A 13,835-nucleotide genomic window follows, 5' to 3' on the forward strand; every position below is an offset into this window, starting at 1 on the left:
TTAATCCTCGTTCGCCCTGCACATTTCCCAAGGACGGCTGCGCAACTGGCTGGTTTTCTGTCGCAAATGGATAGAAGCCTGAATGGGAGGCAGCCTGCTTTTAAGAGGTTAAAAATCGCAGCGAAAGGGAAAACAGGACGGTTTCCCGCTCCCTTTTATTTTGTATAGGGGACAAACCGGTCGATCGCCTGTGCGACACCGCAGTCGTCGTTGGATGCGGTCACATGGTCCGCGAGTTCCCGGATTTCCGGCAGGGCATTTTTCGGGGCGACCGCCAGTCCGGCAAACCGGAGCATCTCGAGGTCGTTTCCGTTGTCCCCAACCGCCATGACCTCCTCGGGGCGGATACCAAGCCGTCCGCACAGATGGGAGAGCCCGTCCCCCTTGTTGGCGGACGCGGCATTGACCTCCGCGTTCCCCGCGACCGAAGAGGTGACCGCCAGCCCGCCGATCGAGCCGAGCAGCGCCCAGACCTCTTCGATTTGGTGCGGCGGGATAAACGGCAGATTGATCTTTTCCACGCAGGCATCCGGCTGGGCGGCGAGCGCGGACAGGCTCTCCACCTGTTCCCGGCTTGAACGGATCATCGCCCTGCGCCCCTCGGAAACCGGAATCCGCGAGAGGATCGCGTCCCCCTGGCGGTCAACGTAGGAGCAGCCGCAGCAATAAAGCTCGGTGTAGAGTCCAAACGGCGCGATCTCCCGCAGCACCCGCAGAGCGAGATCCTGCGGTACCGGATTGGAATAGAGGGTTTCCCCGGTCATAAGGTCGCAGACCGCGGCGCCGTTTGAGGTCACCGCGTAGCGCAGCCCGGGGATCTCACGCAGCTGCTGGGGAATCCGTCCGCGAATCCGCCCGGTGGCAATCACCACCTGCACCCCCTGCGACGCGGCCCGCGCAATCGCAATCCGGTTCGGCTCGGGCAGGGTGAGGTGGTCGCTGCAAAGGGTGGTACCGTCCAGGTCCAGTGCGATCAGTCTGACTTGCATTTCAAAAACTCCTGTCGATTGATGTTGAAACCGCATATCGTAAAACCGCTGAAAAATGCGGGTCTGCCGCAGGCTCGAACAGAATCGTTCCGCCTCTGTTTCAGATGCTTCGATTATACAACAATCGCGCGGATCACGCAACGCCCTTTCCCGGAACCGGCGCTGTCTTTTTGGGTCGGGGATTTCCTTGGCAAAAATCCCCCGCTGTGCGTGCCCGCCTGGGGATATGGTCGCGGCCCTATCCCCCGCAAACAAAGCTGTCCGCCCCTGTCCACGCCGAAAAATGGTGTGCAGCGATTCTTTTGCATAAATTTACCCATCTATTATCAAAAAAATTGCGGCAGAATGCCCATCCCAACGGCAAACAAAAATTGACTGTTCCGCCGAATCCTGTTACAATAGGACTATATGGCAACCCGGCTTCTGTTGTAGGGATTGCCCAAAGGAGGGGACGGATGCAGAACACGGTCTGGCTGGCGTGCACCGACCGCAGGGACCTGTCCGCTGCGGCGCGGGAGCTGCTCGCCCATGCGCTGGCGCTTGCTACACCGCCGGCATTGGTTTATGGCGCGCATGGAAAGCCCGAACTGGAACAGGGCGGGCTGCGAATCAGCCTTTCGCACACCAGGGGCGCGGTCGCCTGTGCGGTGTCGGCGTTCCCGGTCGGGGTGGATGTGGAGCCGCTCGGCCGGAAGGTCCGGGACTGGAAGCGGCTTGCAGAGCGGTATTATACGCCGGAGGAGCGGTCCTGCATCGACAGCCCGGAACAGTTCCTCGAGGTCTGGACCCGCAAGGAGGCGTACCTCAAACGGGATGGGCGTGGGCTTTCTCTGCCGCTTGGGCAGATCAACACCCTGTCCATCCCGGGGATTTCTACCCGGGTCGTGAACGGGTTTGTCGTCTCCTTGTGCGGGGAACCGGCGGAGTTTTCGCTGGTGGCCTGCCGTTTGGAGCAGTTCAAAAAACAAGATGGGGAAAACGAAACCACCCAAAGGGGGCTATGCTATGTTGGAAGAACTGGACCTGCACTTGAAGATGGAAAAAGAGGAGTGGAACGCTTGTAAGGAGATGCTCTGGCGGCGGCTGAGTGTGTTACAGCAGCGGGCACGTGAACTGAAAATCCCGACCATCATCCTGTTTGAGGGCTGGGGGGCGTCCGGAAAGGGCTTGATGATCTCCCGTCTGATCCAGAATCTGGATCCGCGCGGCTTTTCGGTGCACAACATTGTCGGGCCGACCGCGGAGGACCTGCGTTATCCGTGGATGTACCGGTTCTGGAAGCGGCTGCCGCTCTATGGGGAGATCGCGATTTTTGACCGGAGCTGGTATTATGGGGTTACGGCCGAGCGGGAGAGCGGGGGGCTGTCCGGGAAAGAGATCGAGCGCCGGTTTGATGAGATTGTAGATTTTGAGCGGCAGATGGTTGATGACGGCGCAGTCCTGCTCAAATTTTTCCTGCATGTTTCCCGGAAGGAGCAGCGCAGGCGGCTCAAGGGGTTGGAGTCCAAAAAGGCGACCCGCTGGCGGGTGACCCAGGAGGACTGGCGCCGGAACAGGCACTATGAGGAAGAGGCGGAGCTGTTCGAGGAGATGCTCGAGAGAACCAGCAAATTGGACCTGCCATGGACGCTGGTGGAGGCGGAGGACAAACGGTATGCGGTGCACAAGGTGCTGGCCGCGGTGATCTCCGCCCTGGAGGGCGCGATTGCCCGCCGGGAGAGCGACAACATGCCCGAATTCGCGGGGGTACGCATCTCGAAGGAGCTGGCGTCCCGTCCGCTGCCGCCCCTCTCGGAGGTGAGCCTCGCCCGCCGCACCCTCTCGATCGAAGAATATAAACAAGAGCTGAAACGCTGCCAGAAACAGCTGTTCGAGCTGCAAAACCGGCTTTATCAGAAGCGCATCCCGCTCATCCTCGCATTCGAAGGCTGGGATGCCGCGGGCAAGGGCGGCACGATCAAGCGGGTGACGCAGGCGCTCGACCCGCGCGGTTATGAGGTGATCCCGATCTGTGCACCCTCGCCGGTCGAGAAAAACCATCAGCACCTCTGGCGGTTCTGGAACGCCCTCCCGCGGGATGGACATACAGCCATCTTTGACCGCACCTGGTATGGCCGGGTCCTGGTCGAGCATATCGAGGGGTTCTGTACCATGGAGCAATGGGGCCGCGCTTATGACGAGATCAACCGGTTTGAGCGGCGTCTGGCCGACTGGGGGGCAATCGTCCTGAAGTTCTGGCTCCAGATCGACCAGGAGGAGCAGCTCCGGCGGTTTATCGAGCGCCAGCGGATTCCCGAGAAACAGTATAAGATCACCGACGAGGACTGGCGCAACCGGGACAAGTGGGACCAATACGAGGAAGCGGTCAACGAGATGCTCGCCCGCACCAACACCGGCTATGCGCCCTGGACGGTCGTTGAATCGAACGATAAGCGGTATGGGAGGATCAAGACGATGAAAACGATCATCCATGCGGCGGAGGAGCGGCTGAAATGACCGCGCAGAAGCCCGGCACCCAACGGACTGTGGGGAGCATCACCTATGAGCTGACCCGCAAACGGGTGAAAAACCTGAACCTGCGGGTAGGGGAAGGGGGCGCGGTGCGCGTTTCAGCGCCCGCCCGCACCCCGCTGCGGGAGATCGACCGGTTTGTGGCGTCGCACGAGGCATGGATTGAGCAGGCACAGGAACGGGTACGCATTCGGGAGGAAGCCGCAGGACAGGTGCAGGACAGCTATACCGACGAGGAATGCCAGCGGGTGTTCGGAGAGGTGAGTGACCGCATCTATCCGCTGTTTGCGGCATACCTGCCCGCCCAGCCCGCTCTCCGGGTGCGGTGGATGAAAAGCCGGTGGGGGGTCTGCCATGTGGCGAAAAACTACATCACCCTGAACAAACAACTGATGGGGAAACCCCGCGCAGCGCTCGAATATGTGGTGCTGCATGAATATGTACACTTTCTGCATCCGAACCATCAGGCGGGATTTCATGCGGAGATGGCGCGCCTGATGCCCGATTATCTGGCCCGCCGCGCGCTTTTGAAGTGATAGATTGGAAAGATTCTCCGGAGGTTGGTCCGCCCGGAGGATACCGCCTCATGTCGCGCACGCTGCGGCGGCAGCCAAAGGCCCGGGGCCATGGGGCACCTCTCCTGGTGTGGAGCGGCAGAAGGCGGGTTTCATCAGAATTGACAAAATTATCACAAAAATTTGGATGGAGAATTTCCGGATGCAGAATTGAAAAAAGATGAACTTTATAGTATGCTATAGTCAAAATAGTTAAAAGCAGAACCATACGACTGGAGCGGTTTGGGTTTTTTCCCGGGCGGCTCCTGAAAGCCGGAATCCGGCGGGAAGGGGATTTGTGTTTGTATGAATATTTCTGTGTGTATTGGAAGCTCATGCCACCTCAAAGGTTCCTACGATATTATCAATGTCTTTAAACGGATGATCGCACAGAACCAGCTTGCGGAACAGGTCAACCTCAGTGCATCGTTCTGCCTGGGGAAATGCCAGCAGGGGGTCGCGGTCCGGATCGACGATGAGATCGTGACCGGTGTGAACCCGGAAAATGCCGAAGAAATTTTCAGGGAAAAAGTGATGAAGGAGCTGCAGTGAGGAATGACCGACGTACTCAGCCTGAAAAAAGCGAACTGTAAAAACTGCCATAAATGCATCCGGGTCTGCCCGGTGAAGTCGATCCGCTTTGCCGATAACCAGGCCAAAATCATCAATCAGGACTGCATCCTCTGCGGACGGTGCGTGGTCACCTGCCCGCAGAATGCCAAGAAGGTCCGCAACGACCTCACCGAGGTGATCGGCGCGATCGGCAGCGGCAAAAAGGTGGTCGCGAGCGTGGCCCCCTCGTTCATCAGCGAGTTCCCGGTTGATGGGATCGGGCAGTTCGAGACGCTGCTGAAAAAGCTGGGGTTCTTCGCTGTGCGCGAGACAGCCGAAGGCGCATATATCGTCAAGCGGGAGTATGAGCGGATGATCCGTGAGCATCAGCAGGAGGTCATCATCTCTTCCTGCTGCCCAACTGTCGTCTCCCTGATCCAGAAATACTATCCGGCTGCGCTGCCGTACGTCGCACCGGTCATCTCCCCGATGCTCGCCAGCGCGCGCCAGATCAAGGCGGAATTCCCGGATGCGTATGTTGTGTTTATCGGCCCGTGTATCTCCAAGAAGGAGGAGATGCACAAGCTGCCCGGCTACATAGACTGTGTACTGACCTTTGACGAGCTGGAACAGTGGCTCATCCGGCGCGAGATCAAGGTGGAAGCGCTTGAGGCAGATGGACAGCCCGAGGGGGATGGACGTCTGTCCCGGTTTTTCCCCAAGACGGGCGGAATCATCGAGTGTATGGACCTCGACTTTGAGAGCGGTTATGAATACCTGCCGGTTGACGGGGTGGAAAACTGCATCAATGCGATCAAGGAGATCGAGAACGGCAGCCTGAACGGCTATTTCGTCGAGATGAGCGCCTGTGAGGGGAGCTGCATCAACGGCCCGTTCACGCGCCAGTATAAGGATTCGATCCTGCGGAGCCGCCGCCGGGTCAACCAGTATGCCCAGCCCGACCGCTCCAGGCGGACCGATTTCAGCATCAAGCCGGATTTCGGTCTGATGCGTCCGCTGCCGGTCGAGCTGGTGCGGGAGCACCGCCCGTCTGAGGCGCAGCTCACCGAAATCCTTGCCAAGATGGGCAAGACCCGCCCGGAACACGAGCTGAACTGCGGAAGCTGCGGCTATCCGACCTGCCGGGACAAGGCGGTTGCGGTGTTCAACGGCAAGGCGGACGTTGGGATGTGCCTGCCGTTCATGCGGGAGAAGGCCGAATCCTTCTCAAACAACGTGTTCAGCATCACCCCAAACGCAATCATTGTGCTTGACGAGGACCTCTGCATCCAGAAGATGAACATGCCGGCAAGCCATCTGTTTGGGATCAGCAGCCAGAAACTGATTGGCTCGATGATTATTGAGCTGGTGGACCCGACCTATTTCCAGGATGTACTGGACACGGGGAACGATGTCATCGACAAGCATATCTATCTGCCAGAGTTCGACAAGCATGTTGAGCTTTCGATCGTGCGGGACGAGGAGCACCATCTCCTGTTCGGGATGCTTAAGGACATCACCTCGGAGCACAACCGCCACGAAAAGTATAAGACCCGCCGCGACCAGACGATCGAGATCACCGACAAGGTGATCGAAAAGCAGATGCGGATCGTCCAGGAGATCGCTTCGCTGCTCGGCGAGACGACCGCCGAAACCAAGGTGGCGCTGACCCAGATCAAGAATACGGTTCTGTCGGAGGAAACATGATGGACAGACTGTTTATGGAGAATGGCTTCATCAGCCTGATTAAATATGGGGAGGAACTTTGCGGCGACCGGGTGATGGTCAAGACGCAGAACCCAAAGGGTGACTTTACCATGGTGCTGGCGGATGGTTTGGGCAGCGGTGTAAAGGCCAACATCCTTTCCACCCTGACTTCCCAGATTATCGCAACCATGATCGATTCGGACATGTCGATCGAGGAGTGTGTCACCACCATCGCGCAGACCCTGCCGGTTTGTTCGGTGCGGCAGGTCGCCTATGCGACCTTCTCGATCCTTAAGGTGCACGACGGCAACCAGATCGACCTGATCCAGTACGACAACCCGGACATTATCGTGCTTCGCAACGGCAAAAACTATGAGTATGAGCGGGAAGAGCGGGTAATTTCGGGAAAGAAGATTCTGGAGTCCCATTTTGAGGTCCAGCTCGGGGACATCTTCATCGCAATGAGCGACGGGGTGATCCATGCCGGGATCGGGCAGTCGCTCAATTTCGGATGGGAACGCCCGAATGTGATCGAATACGCCGAAACCCACTGCAAAAAAGAGATGTCGGCAAAATCCATCGCGAGTATGCTCAGTGACGCCTGCCGGGAATTGTATATGGATAAGCCGGGTGACGATACCACGATCGCGGTGCTGCGTATCCGGGAACGCCAGCTTGTCAACCTGATGATTGGCCCGCCGGTCAACAAGGAGGACGATGAGCGGGTCATGGAGGAGTTTTTCTCGCAGGGCGGCAAACGGATCGTCTGCGGCGGCACCACCTCTTCGCTGGTCGCACGGTATCTCAATACAACGGTCGAAACCCGTCTGGACTATCTGGATGCAAACATCCCGCCGATCGGGTTCATCAAAGGGGTGGATCTCTGCACCGAGGGGGTGCTGACGATGGGCAGGGTGGTCGAAATCGCCAAGCAGTACGCCTCGGCGTCAGATAAATACACCGAGTGGCTGGACAAAAAAGACGGTGCATCGCTGATTGCCCAGATGCTGTTCGAGGAGGCAACCGACGTCAACCTGTTTGTGGGCCGCGCGATGAACCCCGCGCATCAGAACCCGGAGATGTCGATTGATTTTTCGATCAAGCTGCGTTTGATTGAGGATCTCGCAAAATACCTTGAGATCATGGGCAAGCATGTCCACACCAATTATTATTGACCTTCGCACAACAGCCCCCGCCTCTGCAAAGAGGCGGGGGCTGTTTTTCAAACATGCGGCAGGCTGCGGGGGCGCTGATTCCCGGTCCCGCAGCGGATGCTTCAAAAGTACAGCTTGCAGGGCAGACTCCAAACCGGAGCGGAACAGAGCCACGCCTTTTCGTCAGTTTACGCAGGCATCAGACCTATGACAAAGATGACCAGGATCAGGACCGGTGCAACAAATTTGATCATCAGAGTGAAGAACCCTCTGATCCGGAACTGCACCCCATTCTGTTCGATCTCCTGCGTCACCTTATCAATGCCCCAGACATGCCCGACAAAGACACAGGTGAACAGCGCGGCCAGCGGCATCAAAATTTTATCGGTCAGGAATCCGAGCGCATCGAACAGGTTCATGCCGGCGATGGTCAGGTTCGGCATAGGACCCATCGAAAGCAGTGCGAAGATACCGATAATCCCCATCAGGCTGCCCAGGATGATGGCCGCATTCCGGCGCTTCCAGTGGAAATGGTCGATGAAATAGGCCACAACCACCTCAAACAGGGCGATTGCGGAGGTCGCCGCTGCAAAAAAGACCAGTACAAAGAACAGCAATCCAAACAGCCGCCCCATGAACATCGAGTCAAATACCGCGGGTAGGGTTTCAAAGATGAGGCTGGGTCCGGCGGTCGGCTCAAAACCGAACGAGAACACCGCCGGCAGGATTGCAATACCTGCAAGTACAGCGATCAGGGTGTCCAGCCCTACGATCAGATAGGTATTTCTGGGCATATTCGATTCCTTTTTCAAGTAGCTGCCGTAGGTGATCGTAATGCCAAGCCCCAGGCTCAGGCTGAAGAACACCTGCCCCATCGCAAGCACAATCACATTGCTCAGCTCGGAAAAGGAGCTGAAAATCTCGAAGCGGGGCACAAACAGGAACTTCAGCCCTTCCACCGCATTGGGCAGCAGTGCCGAACGCACAGCGACGATAATCAGCAGCGCGAACAGGCCAGGCATCATCCATTTGCTGACCCGCTCAATGCCGGCAGCGACCCCGCCGATGACTACCAGCCCGCAGAATGCCAGAAATACAATATGCCAGACTGCCGATTCGAACCCTTGCCCTACAAAATTTCCAAAAAAAGTGGAGGTGCTTTCGCCAAAATCCCCGCCCAGCAGGTAGACGGAAATGTATTTGAGCACCCAGCCACCCACTACACTGTAATAGGAAAGGATGGTGAACGCACAGAGCACGTCAATCGCGCCGACGAATGCCCATTTTGGGTTGAGCTTGTGGAACGCGCCGATCGCATTGAGCTGGGTGCTGCGCCCAATCCCCATCTCCGACAGGGTGATCGGGACACCAAGAATCAGGGCAAACAGGATGTAAAAGACGATAAAGAAACCGCCGCCGCTGCTGCCTGCAATATAAGGGAATTTCCAGAGATTCCCCAGGCCGATTGCAGACCCGGCTGCCGCCATGATAAACCCAATGGATGAGGTAAAATGCCCTCGCCCCTTCGCTGATTTTTTCGACATAACCATACTCCTTTTCCGTTTCACGCATAACCATAGTCCGATACATTGACACAAACAAAAAATCCTGTCCTCTGTTTTCACAAAGGACAGGATTGTATCCTGCGGTACCACCTTACATTGACGCACACAGCACGTCCACTCTGCGGATGCAAACACATCCCGGAGCTGTAACGCGCTCCCCGCGTCGTACACTACTGGGCAGAATGCTGCTGTTTGCATACGCTCTCAAGGGCTACTTTATCGGTTCCGCCTTCCGCCGGGCTTCCACCACCGCCGGCTCTCTGTGGGTGCGCAAACCGTTTTACTTCCCTGTCAACGATTTTGTGTGATGATTGTGTCTAAATTTATTAAAGCATACTCCGCCGTATTTGTCAAGAAAAATCCGGAAAATGAGAAAGAAGGGGCTTTTCAGGATTTTCTCGGACTGTCGGACGCTGCCTCCAGAGGCTTATTCGGGCGTATGTGCGGGCTTCCGGTCAGGATGCAGCAGTTCATGCCCCCCAATCAGGGGACGCCGAAGTGTCGCCCTTGTTTTTTCTTATCAGACGGGTCCCCGCTCCCGCAGGCACTGTTCCACCACCCTTGGGGGCAGCGCAGTATACCGGCTGACCTGTTCCACCGTCCAGCCATTGGCACGGCAGTCGGCGAGGGTCTGCCTGTCGAGCAGGAGAAACCCTGCGAAGAGGTCCGCTTCCCGCTCGTAGCGGGCAGTGACAAAATCGGTGCTCTGTTTCAGGAAGAAAGAGTTGTATCCGGTGTGCAGCAGCGCGTGACCCAGTTCATGCGCGCAGACTGCTGCACGTTCCTTGGGGTCGGATAGTCCGCTGTTGAGATAGACGATCGGTACCCCAAGCGGACTGGCATAGAATCCGCGGATCCTCGCAGGAAGCGGCAGCTCAAGCAGTTCCACATCCAGAAAGCCGCAGAGGGCGAACGGGTCAGCGGTGTGGAACCGCTCGACCAACGCATCCGCAGCCGATTTGAACCGTTCCATGAAAACCTCCCTATGGTCTTGTTGTCAGGCTTCCCCGCCATTGTTTGTGCGGCGGCGCAGTTTCTCAACCGCTACCATCGTTCCCACTTCGATCGCATCTACCACCTGCGCGATGTCGCTTTCTGAAAGCGGCATCCCGTTAAACATCAGGCCCTGCTGGGAAAGCAGGTGGGCTCGGAAGTCCTCTATAACGTCATTCAGGTCAATATTGCTCTGTAAAGCGGCCTGCTGTTCACTGGGTACGGGGCTGTCCAGCAACAGCGAATCGCTGGAGACTTCAAACAGCTGACAGATCTTCAGCAGGGTGGCATGGTCCGGGCTTCGCCTGCCCTGTTCGTACATGCCGACTGTACTGGTGGAAATTCCCAACGCTTTCCCCAGTTCCTGCTGCGTCATACAGCGAGATTTGCGCAGCATTTTCAATTTTTCTCCAAGCATGTTGACTCACCTCACATCTTTATATTATCACATACTGTGTAATTTGTAAATCTTTTTTTCTGAATTTCCCTTGACAAAACACGAATCGTGTGATAATCTAATAAAAAGAACATATGTTTACACAGTTTGTGGAAAATGGAGGGGTCTAACCGATGTATTTACACCAGCTCGCTTGTCAATATGAAGAAGCTGCCGGACGGATTCAAAAGCGGATCGCTGAACTAAAGAAGGCAGCAGAACAGGCATACGGCCAGGAGGCTGCTTCGCTCCAGAAACGGATCGAAACACTCTATACGGAACTGCATGACCTGCGGGTTGTTGCAAAACATCTGGACGGGTATTGCTCCGCCGATGCAAAAGAACCCGGCTGATTTTTTCAGAACCACGGCTATCTCACCAGACTTTGATTTTCGAGGAGGAGTTTTGATTGTTTGAACAACGGCGCACCGTCCAGCTGCGGCAGGACTTCTCACAGCTCAGCAGCCGGCCTATCTCTGCCAACGACAATTCCAGACAGCGGGAAAAGTACCGCAAATTCCTGTCAGCCGCAATCAAATCCCTCCCGCCGCGCCAGCGGGATTCGATCCGGCTTTACTATTTGGAAGGCAAAAAGCAGCAGGAAATTGCCGAGCTGCTTGGGGTTGAGCGTTCGACTGTCAGCCGCAGACTGAAGGCTGCGCGGCAATCGCTCCAAAAACTCGCTGCGCTTTTTACGGATGCCGGAATCTTTTAATAGCTGCTTTGTACCGAACGAAAAACCATGTTGTTGACATTTAGCGCCCTGATGAGTATAATAAGGATTATACCAGCGGGCGTGGCGGAATTGGCAGACGTGCTAGATTTAGGCTCTAGTGGTGTAAACCGTGCAAGTTCAAGTCTTGTCGCCCGCACCAAAAAAGAGGCGGGCACCAAGGGTGCCTGCCTTTTTTATAAAATTTTTTCTTAAGCTGCGTGTCATGTGCAGTGAATATGCAACTTTTTCTGTCAAGGAGAACTTTATAGAGGATTTTATTCCTTATCTTTCGATTAGGAGGTCTTTCCATGACAGAGGAAAATGACAATGATCGGATCAGCCAAACCTTGCTGGTTCATGGCTGGCTATAACGAAATGCTGCTGCGGATCGAGCCTGAAAAAACCATCTGCTACAATGTCGCCCTTTCCGGAAATGCAGGGCGACATTGTATTCGTGGATTACGGCCGCAGTTCCTGGAGATACATGAGCTATGAGCGGCCCTATCAGGCAGAAGACTTGGATGCCTTCAAAATCGGCGGGCAACCGAAGGGCTTCTATAAGGAGGTCATTCACAGCAGTCACCTCGGCAAAACGTAAAAGCCCGCCGGTCGACCGGTGGGCTTTTCTCCTGTCTCTGCCTGTCAGCATTTATGCTTTTTCATATGCGCCTAGGATTTCAGCGACATACAGAAAATGATAGTCCTTCTCCGGATAGTTGACCTGGTCGATCGACTGGTCAATCAGGCTGTCCGGGGTAAGCCGCTGACAGTAGAGCTTCCGGCAGGTGAGCGCCAGATCAGACTGTTCAAGCACCGGCGCGCCGTCCAGCTCGGCAGCGGTAAACCCGCAGGCTGCCAGCTTATCCTCGTCCCGGCCGGAGTGTGACCCGCAGTATTGCAGCTGCTTGCGGTAGTCCTCTGGCAGGAAACAGACCGAAAACCGCTCGGACGCATCGACCAGCTCGCGGGTGTACCGCTGCGGGCGCAGGAAGATATAGACCACCGGCTTGTTCCAGAGGATGCCTACGCCGCCCCACGACGCAGTCATCGTGTTGGTTTTGTCACCGACACGGGTGGTCACCATCGCCCATTTTTTCCCGATCAGGGAAAACGGGTTTTCGGTAATGTCATAGATAGAAAGCTGCTTCATGATGCAATTCCCCTTTTCGATAGAATATCCCCGTACAGTATACCACGTTTCCCGGAAAAAAGAACCCCTTTTGTGCAATGTTACCCAATAAAAAATCGAATAAGATGAATATTCATGCAAAAATAAGGGTTGAAATTGTATGAATATGATGTATAATAGGTCATATCGTGAATGATTAACCATATGGAGGTTTATTGTAATGGAAAAGAAGCAGTATAAAAAGGTTGTTCTCGCCTACTCGGGCGGTTTGGATACATCGGTTCTGATCCCCTGGCTGAAAGAAAATTACGGCTGTGAGGTTATCGCGGTGTCGGCCGATGTGGGACAGGGCAGTGAGCTGGATGGGCTTGAGGAAAAAGCGCTCAAAACAGGCGCATCCAAACTCTACATCGAGGACCTGACTGAGCCGTTTGTGGATGATTTCATCATCCCTTCGCTCAAGATGGGCGCAGTTTACGAGAACCGTTACCTGCTGGGGACCGCGTTTGCACGCCCGCTGATCGCCAAGCGGCTGGTCGAGATCGCCAAGAAAGAGGGCGCTGACGCGATTGTACACGGCTGCACCGGCAAGGGCAACGACCAGGTCCGGTTTGAACTGGCGATCAAGGCATTTGCCCCGACGATGGACATCATCGCCCCGTGGCGGTTCTGGGAGCTGAACAGCCGCGAAAAGGAGATCGCCTACGCGGAAGAACACAACATCCCGCTCAAGATCAACCGTGAGACCAACTACTCGAAGGACAAAAACCTCTGGCATCTCTCCCACGAGGGCCTCGACCTTGAGGACCCCTCGAATGAGCCGGATTACGATAAGATCCTCGAAATGGGCGTTTCCCCTGAGAAAGCGCCTGACAAGCCGACCTACATCACCCTGCGGTTTGAGAAGGGCGTCCCGGTCGCGCTGGACGGTGTGGAGATGAAGCCGATCGACATCATCCGCAAGCTCAATGAGGTTGGCGGCGCGAACGGCATCGGGTTGATCGACATGGTAGAAAACCGGCTGGTTGGCATGAAGAGCCGCGGCGTATACGAGACTCCGGGCGGCACCATCCTCTATCACGCCCACAACAAGCTGGAGGAAATCTGCCTTGACAAGGAAACCCAGCACTACAAGATGCAGATGGCGATTAAATTCAGCGAGATCGTCTACAATGGCCAGTGGTTCACCCCGCTGCGCGAGGCGATGAGCGCGTTTGTGGACAGCACCCAGCAGAACGTGACCGGCGAGGTCAAGCTGAAGCTCTACAAAGGCAACATCATCGACGCGGGCATGACCTCTCCGCACTCGCTCTACTCGGAAGAGATGGCGACATTTGGTGAGGATGAAATCTACAATCAGGCGGATTCGGCAGGTTTCATCAATCTGTTCGGACTGCCGATCAAGGTCAAGGCGCTGCTCGACGAGCAGAAGATCAAGTGAGGGTTTGCAAAATCGAGTAAAACTTTGATGAAAAACGGTTAACGGGGCTGTGGCACAGGCGGCGGGTTCGCCCCTCTGCCCGGCCTTTT

At 55.9% G+C, this 13,835-nt stretch carries 14 protein-coding genes, 1 tRNA gene and 1 other annotated feature; of the genes, 10 read left to right on the forward strand and 5 right to left on the reverse strand.

Annotated features, from left to right (window positions below):
* Nucleotides 1–155 precede the first annotated feature (155 nt).
* Complete coding sequence (locus C814_RS0104580; protein WP_016315657.1) at nt 156–989, reverse strand: Cof-type HAD-IIB family hydrolase; 834 nt, start codon at nt 987–989, stop codon at nt 156–158.
* Between the two features lie 455 nt (nt 990–1,444).
* Here C814_RS0104580 and C814_RS24120 point away from each other — a divergent pair, with 455 nt between their 5' ends.
* The 6 genes from C814_RS24120 to C814_RS12435 all read left to right on the forward strand — a co-directional run bounded on the left by C814_RS24120 (nt 1,445) and on the right by C814_RS12435 (nt 7,488).
* The gene (locus C814_RS24120; RefSeq protein ID WP_016315658.1) at nt 1,445–2,053 is read left to right on the forward strand and encodes a 4'-phosphopantetheinyl transferase family protein; all 609 of its coding nucleotides are present in this window, start codon (nt 1,445–1,447) and stop codon (nt 2,051–2,053) included.
* A complete protein-coding gene (gene pap, locus C814_RS12415; protein WP_016315659.1) occupies nt 1,995–3,485 on the forward strand; it encodes a polyphosphate:AMP phosphotransferase in 1,491 nt (496 codons plus the stop codon). Before C814_RS24120 ends, pap begins: the two co-directional genes overlap by 59 nt.
* Nucleotides 3,482–4,036, forward strand: a complete 555-nt coding sequence (locus tag C814_RS12420; protein ID WP_016315660.1) for a M48 family metallopeptidase — start codon at nt 3,482–3,484, stop codon at nt 4,034–4,036. The genes pap and C814_RS12420 overlap by 4 nt, the downstream gene beginning before the upstream one ends.
* 324 nt (nt 4,037–4,360) lie before the next feature.
* The gene (locus tag C814_RS12425; RefSeq protein ID WP_016315661.1) at nt 4,361–4,606 is read left to right on the forward strand and encodes a (2Fe-2S) ferredoxin domain-containing protein; all 246 of its coding nucleotides are present in this window, start codon (nt 4,361–4,363) and stop codon (nt 4,604–4,606) included.
* A 3-nt stretch (nt 4,607–4,609) separates the two neighbouring features.
* Nucleotides 4,610–6,313: a [Fe-Fe] hydrogenase large subunit C-terminal domain-containing protein gene (locus tag C814_RS12430; protein ID WP_016315662.1), complete on the forward strand. Its 1,704-nt coding sequence runs from the start codon at nt 4,610–4,612 to the stop codon at nt 6,311–6,313.
* A complete protein-coding gene (locus tag C814_RS12435) occupies nt 6,313–7,488 on the forward strand; it encodes a SpoIIE family protein phosphatase (protein WP_016315663.1) in 1,176 nt (391 codons plus the stop codon). Before C814_RS12430 ends, C814_RS12435 begins: the two co-directional genes overlap by 1 nt.
* A 167-nt stretch (nt 7,489–7,655) precedes the next feature.
* On the opposite strand, the gene C814_RS12440 is transcribed toward C814_RS12435, so the two are convergent.
* From C814_RS12440 to C814_RS12450, 3 genes are all read right to left on the reverse strand, one after another.
* Complete coding sequence (locus tag C814_RS12440; protein WP_016315664.1) at nt 7,656–9,011, reverse strand: sodium-dependent transporter; 1,356 nt, start codon at nt 9,009–9,011, stop codon at nt 7,656–7,658.
* Between the two features lie 79 nt (nt 9,012–9,090).
* Nucleotides 9,091–9,336 (reverse strand) — a binding site (T-box leader).
* A 216-nt stretch (nt 9,337–9,552) separates the two neighbouring features.
* A complete protein-coding gene (locus C814_RS12445; protein WP_016315665.1) occupies nt 9,553–10,005 on the reverse strand; it encodes an ImmA/IrrE family metallo-endopeptidase in 453 nt (150 codons plus the stop codon).
* A gap of 24 nt (nt 10,006–10,029) precedes the next feature.
* Complete coding sequence (locus tag C814_RS12450) at nt 10,030–10,443, reverse strand: helix-turn-helix transcriptional regulator (RefSeq protein ID WP_016315666.1); 414 nt, start codon at nt 10,441–10,443, stop codon at nt 10,030–10,032.
* A gap of 152 nt (nt 10,444–10,595) precedes the next feature.
* Here C814_RS12450 and C814_RS12455 point away from each other — a divergent pair, with 152 nt between their 5' ends.
* The 3 genes from C814_RS12455 to C814_RS12465 all read left to right on the forward strand — a co-directional run bounded on the left by C814_RS12455 (nt 10,596) and on the right by C814_RS12465 (nt 11,336).
* A complete protein-coding gene (locus tag C814_RS12455; RefSeq protein ID WP_016315667.1) occupies nt 10,596–10,814 on the forward strand; it encodes a hypothetical protein in 219 nt (72 codons plus the stop codon).
* A gap of 56 nt (nt 10,815–10,870) precedes the next feature.
* Nucleotides 10,871–11,176, forward strand: coding sequence for an RNA polymerase sigma factor (locus tag C814_RS12460; protein ID WP_016315668.1), 306 nt, complete (start codon nt 10,871–10,873; stop codon nt 11,174–11,176).
* Between the two features lie 75 nt (nt 11,177–11,251).
* Nucleotides 11,252–11,336: transfer RNA gene (locus C814_RS12465), tRNA-Leu, on the forward strand.
* Nucleotides 11,337–11,825: 489 nt separating this feature from the next.
* On the opposite strand, the gene C814_RS12470 is transcribed toward C814_RS12465, so the two are convergent.
* Nucleotides 11,826–12,326 (reverse strand): flavin reductase family protein, encoded by a 501-nt coding sequence (locus tag C814_RS12470; protein ID WP_016315670.1) that lies wholly within the window; start codon nt 12,324–12,326, stop codon nt 11,826–11,828.
* Nucleotides 12,327–12,525: 199 nt separating this feature from the next.
* On the opposite strand from C814_RS12470, the gene C814_RS12475 reads away from it, so the two are divergent.
* The gene (locus C814_RS12475) at nt 12,526–13,746 is read left to right on the forward strand and encodes an argininosuccinate synthase (RefSeq protein ID WP_016315671.1); all 1,221 of its coding nucleotides are present in this window, start codon (nt 12,526–12,528) and stop codon (nt 13,744–13,746) included.
* The last annotated feature ends 89 nt before the right edge of the window (nt 13,747–13,835 follow it).

Origin of the sequence: Anaerotruncus sp. G3(2012) (assembly GCF_000403395.2) — a bacterium.
GTDB lineage: Bacteria > Bacillota > Clostridia > Oscillospirales > Ruminococcaceae > Anaerotruncus.

What these genes read in the sequence shown, in the direction of transcription:
- C814_RS12440 (WP_016315664.1), bottom strand. Translation starts at nt 9,011, where the DNA reads ATGTCGAAAAAATCAGCGAAGGGGCGAGGGCATTTTACCTCATCCATT.
- C814_RS12430 (WP_016315662.1), top strand. Translation starts at nt 4,610, where the DNA reads ATGACCGACGTACTCAGCCTGAAAAAAGCGAACTGTAAAAACTGCCAT.
- C814_RS24120 (WP_016315658.1), top strand. Translation starts at nt 1,445, where the DNA reads ATGCAGAACACGGTCTGGCTGGCGTGCACCGACCGCAGGGACCTGTCC.
- C814_RS12445 (WP_016315665.1), bottom strand. Translation starts at nt 10,005, where the DNA reads ATGGAACGGTTCAAATCGGCTGCGGATGCGTTGGTCGAGCGGTTCCAC.
- C814_RS12420 (WP_016315660.1), top strand. Translation starts at nt 3,482, where the DNA reads ATGACCGCGCAGAAGCCCGGCACCCAACGGACTGTGGGGAGCATCACC.
- C814_RS12455 (WP_016315667.1), top strand. Translation starts at nt 10,596, where the DNA reads ATGTATTTACACCAGCTCGCTTGTCAATATGAAGAAGCTGCCGGACGG.
- C814_RS0104580 (WP_016315657.1), bottom strand. Translation starts at nt 989, where the DNA reads ATGCAAGTCAGACTGATCGCACTGGACCTGGACGGTACCACCCTTTGC.
- C814_RS12450 (WP_016315666.1), bottom strand. Translation starts at nt 10,443, where the DNA reads ATGCTTGGAGAAAAATTGAAAATGCTGCGCAAATCTCGCTGTATGACG.
- C814_RS12470 (WP_016315670.1), bottom strand. Translation starts at nt 12,326, where the DNA reads ATGAAGCAGCTTTCTATCTATGACATTACCGAAAACCCGTTTTCCCTG.
- C814_RS12475 (WP_016315671.1), top strand. Translation starts at nt 12,526, where the DNA reads ATGGAAAAGAAGCAGTATAAAAAGGTTGTTCTCGCCTACTCGGGCGGT.
- pap (WP_016315659.1), top strand. Translation starts at nt 1,995, where the DNA reads ATGTTGGAAGAACTGGACCTGCACTTGAAGATGGAAAAAGAGGAGTGG.
- C814_RS12435 (WP_016315663.1), top strand. Translation starts at nt 6,313, where the DNA reads ATGGACAGACTGTTTATGGAGAATGGCTTCATCAGCCTGATTAAATAT.
- C814_RS12425 (WP_016315661.1), top strand. Translation starts at nt 4,361, where the DNA reads ATGAATATTTCTGTGTGTATTGGAAGCTCATGCCACCTCAAAGGTTCC.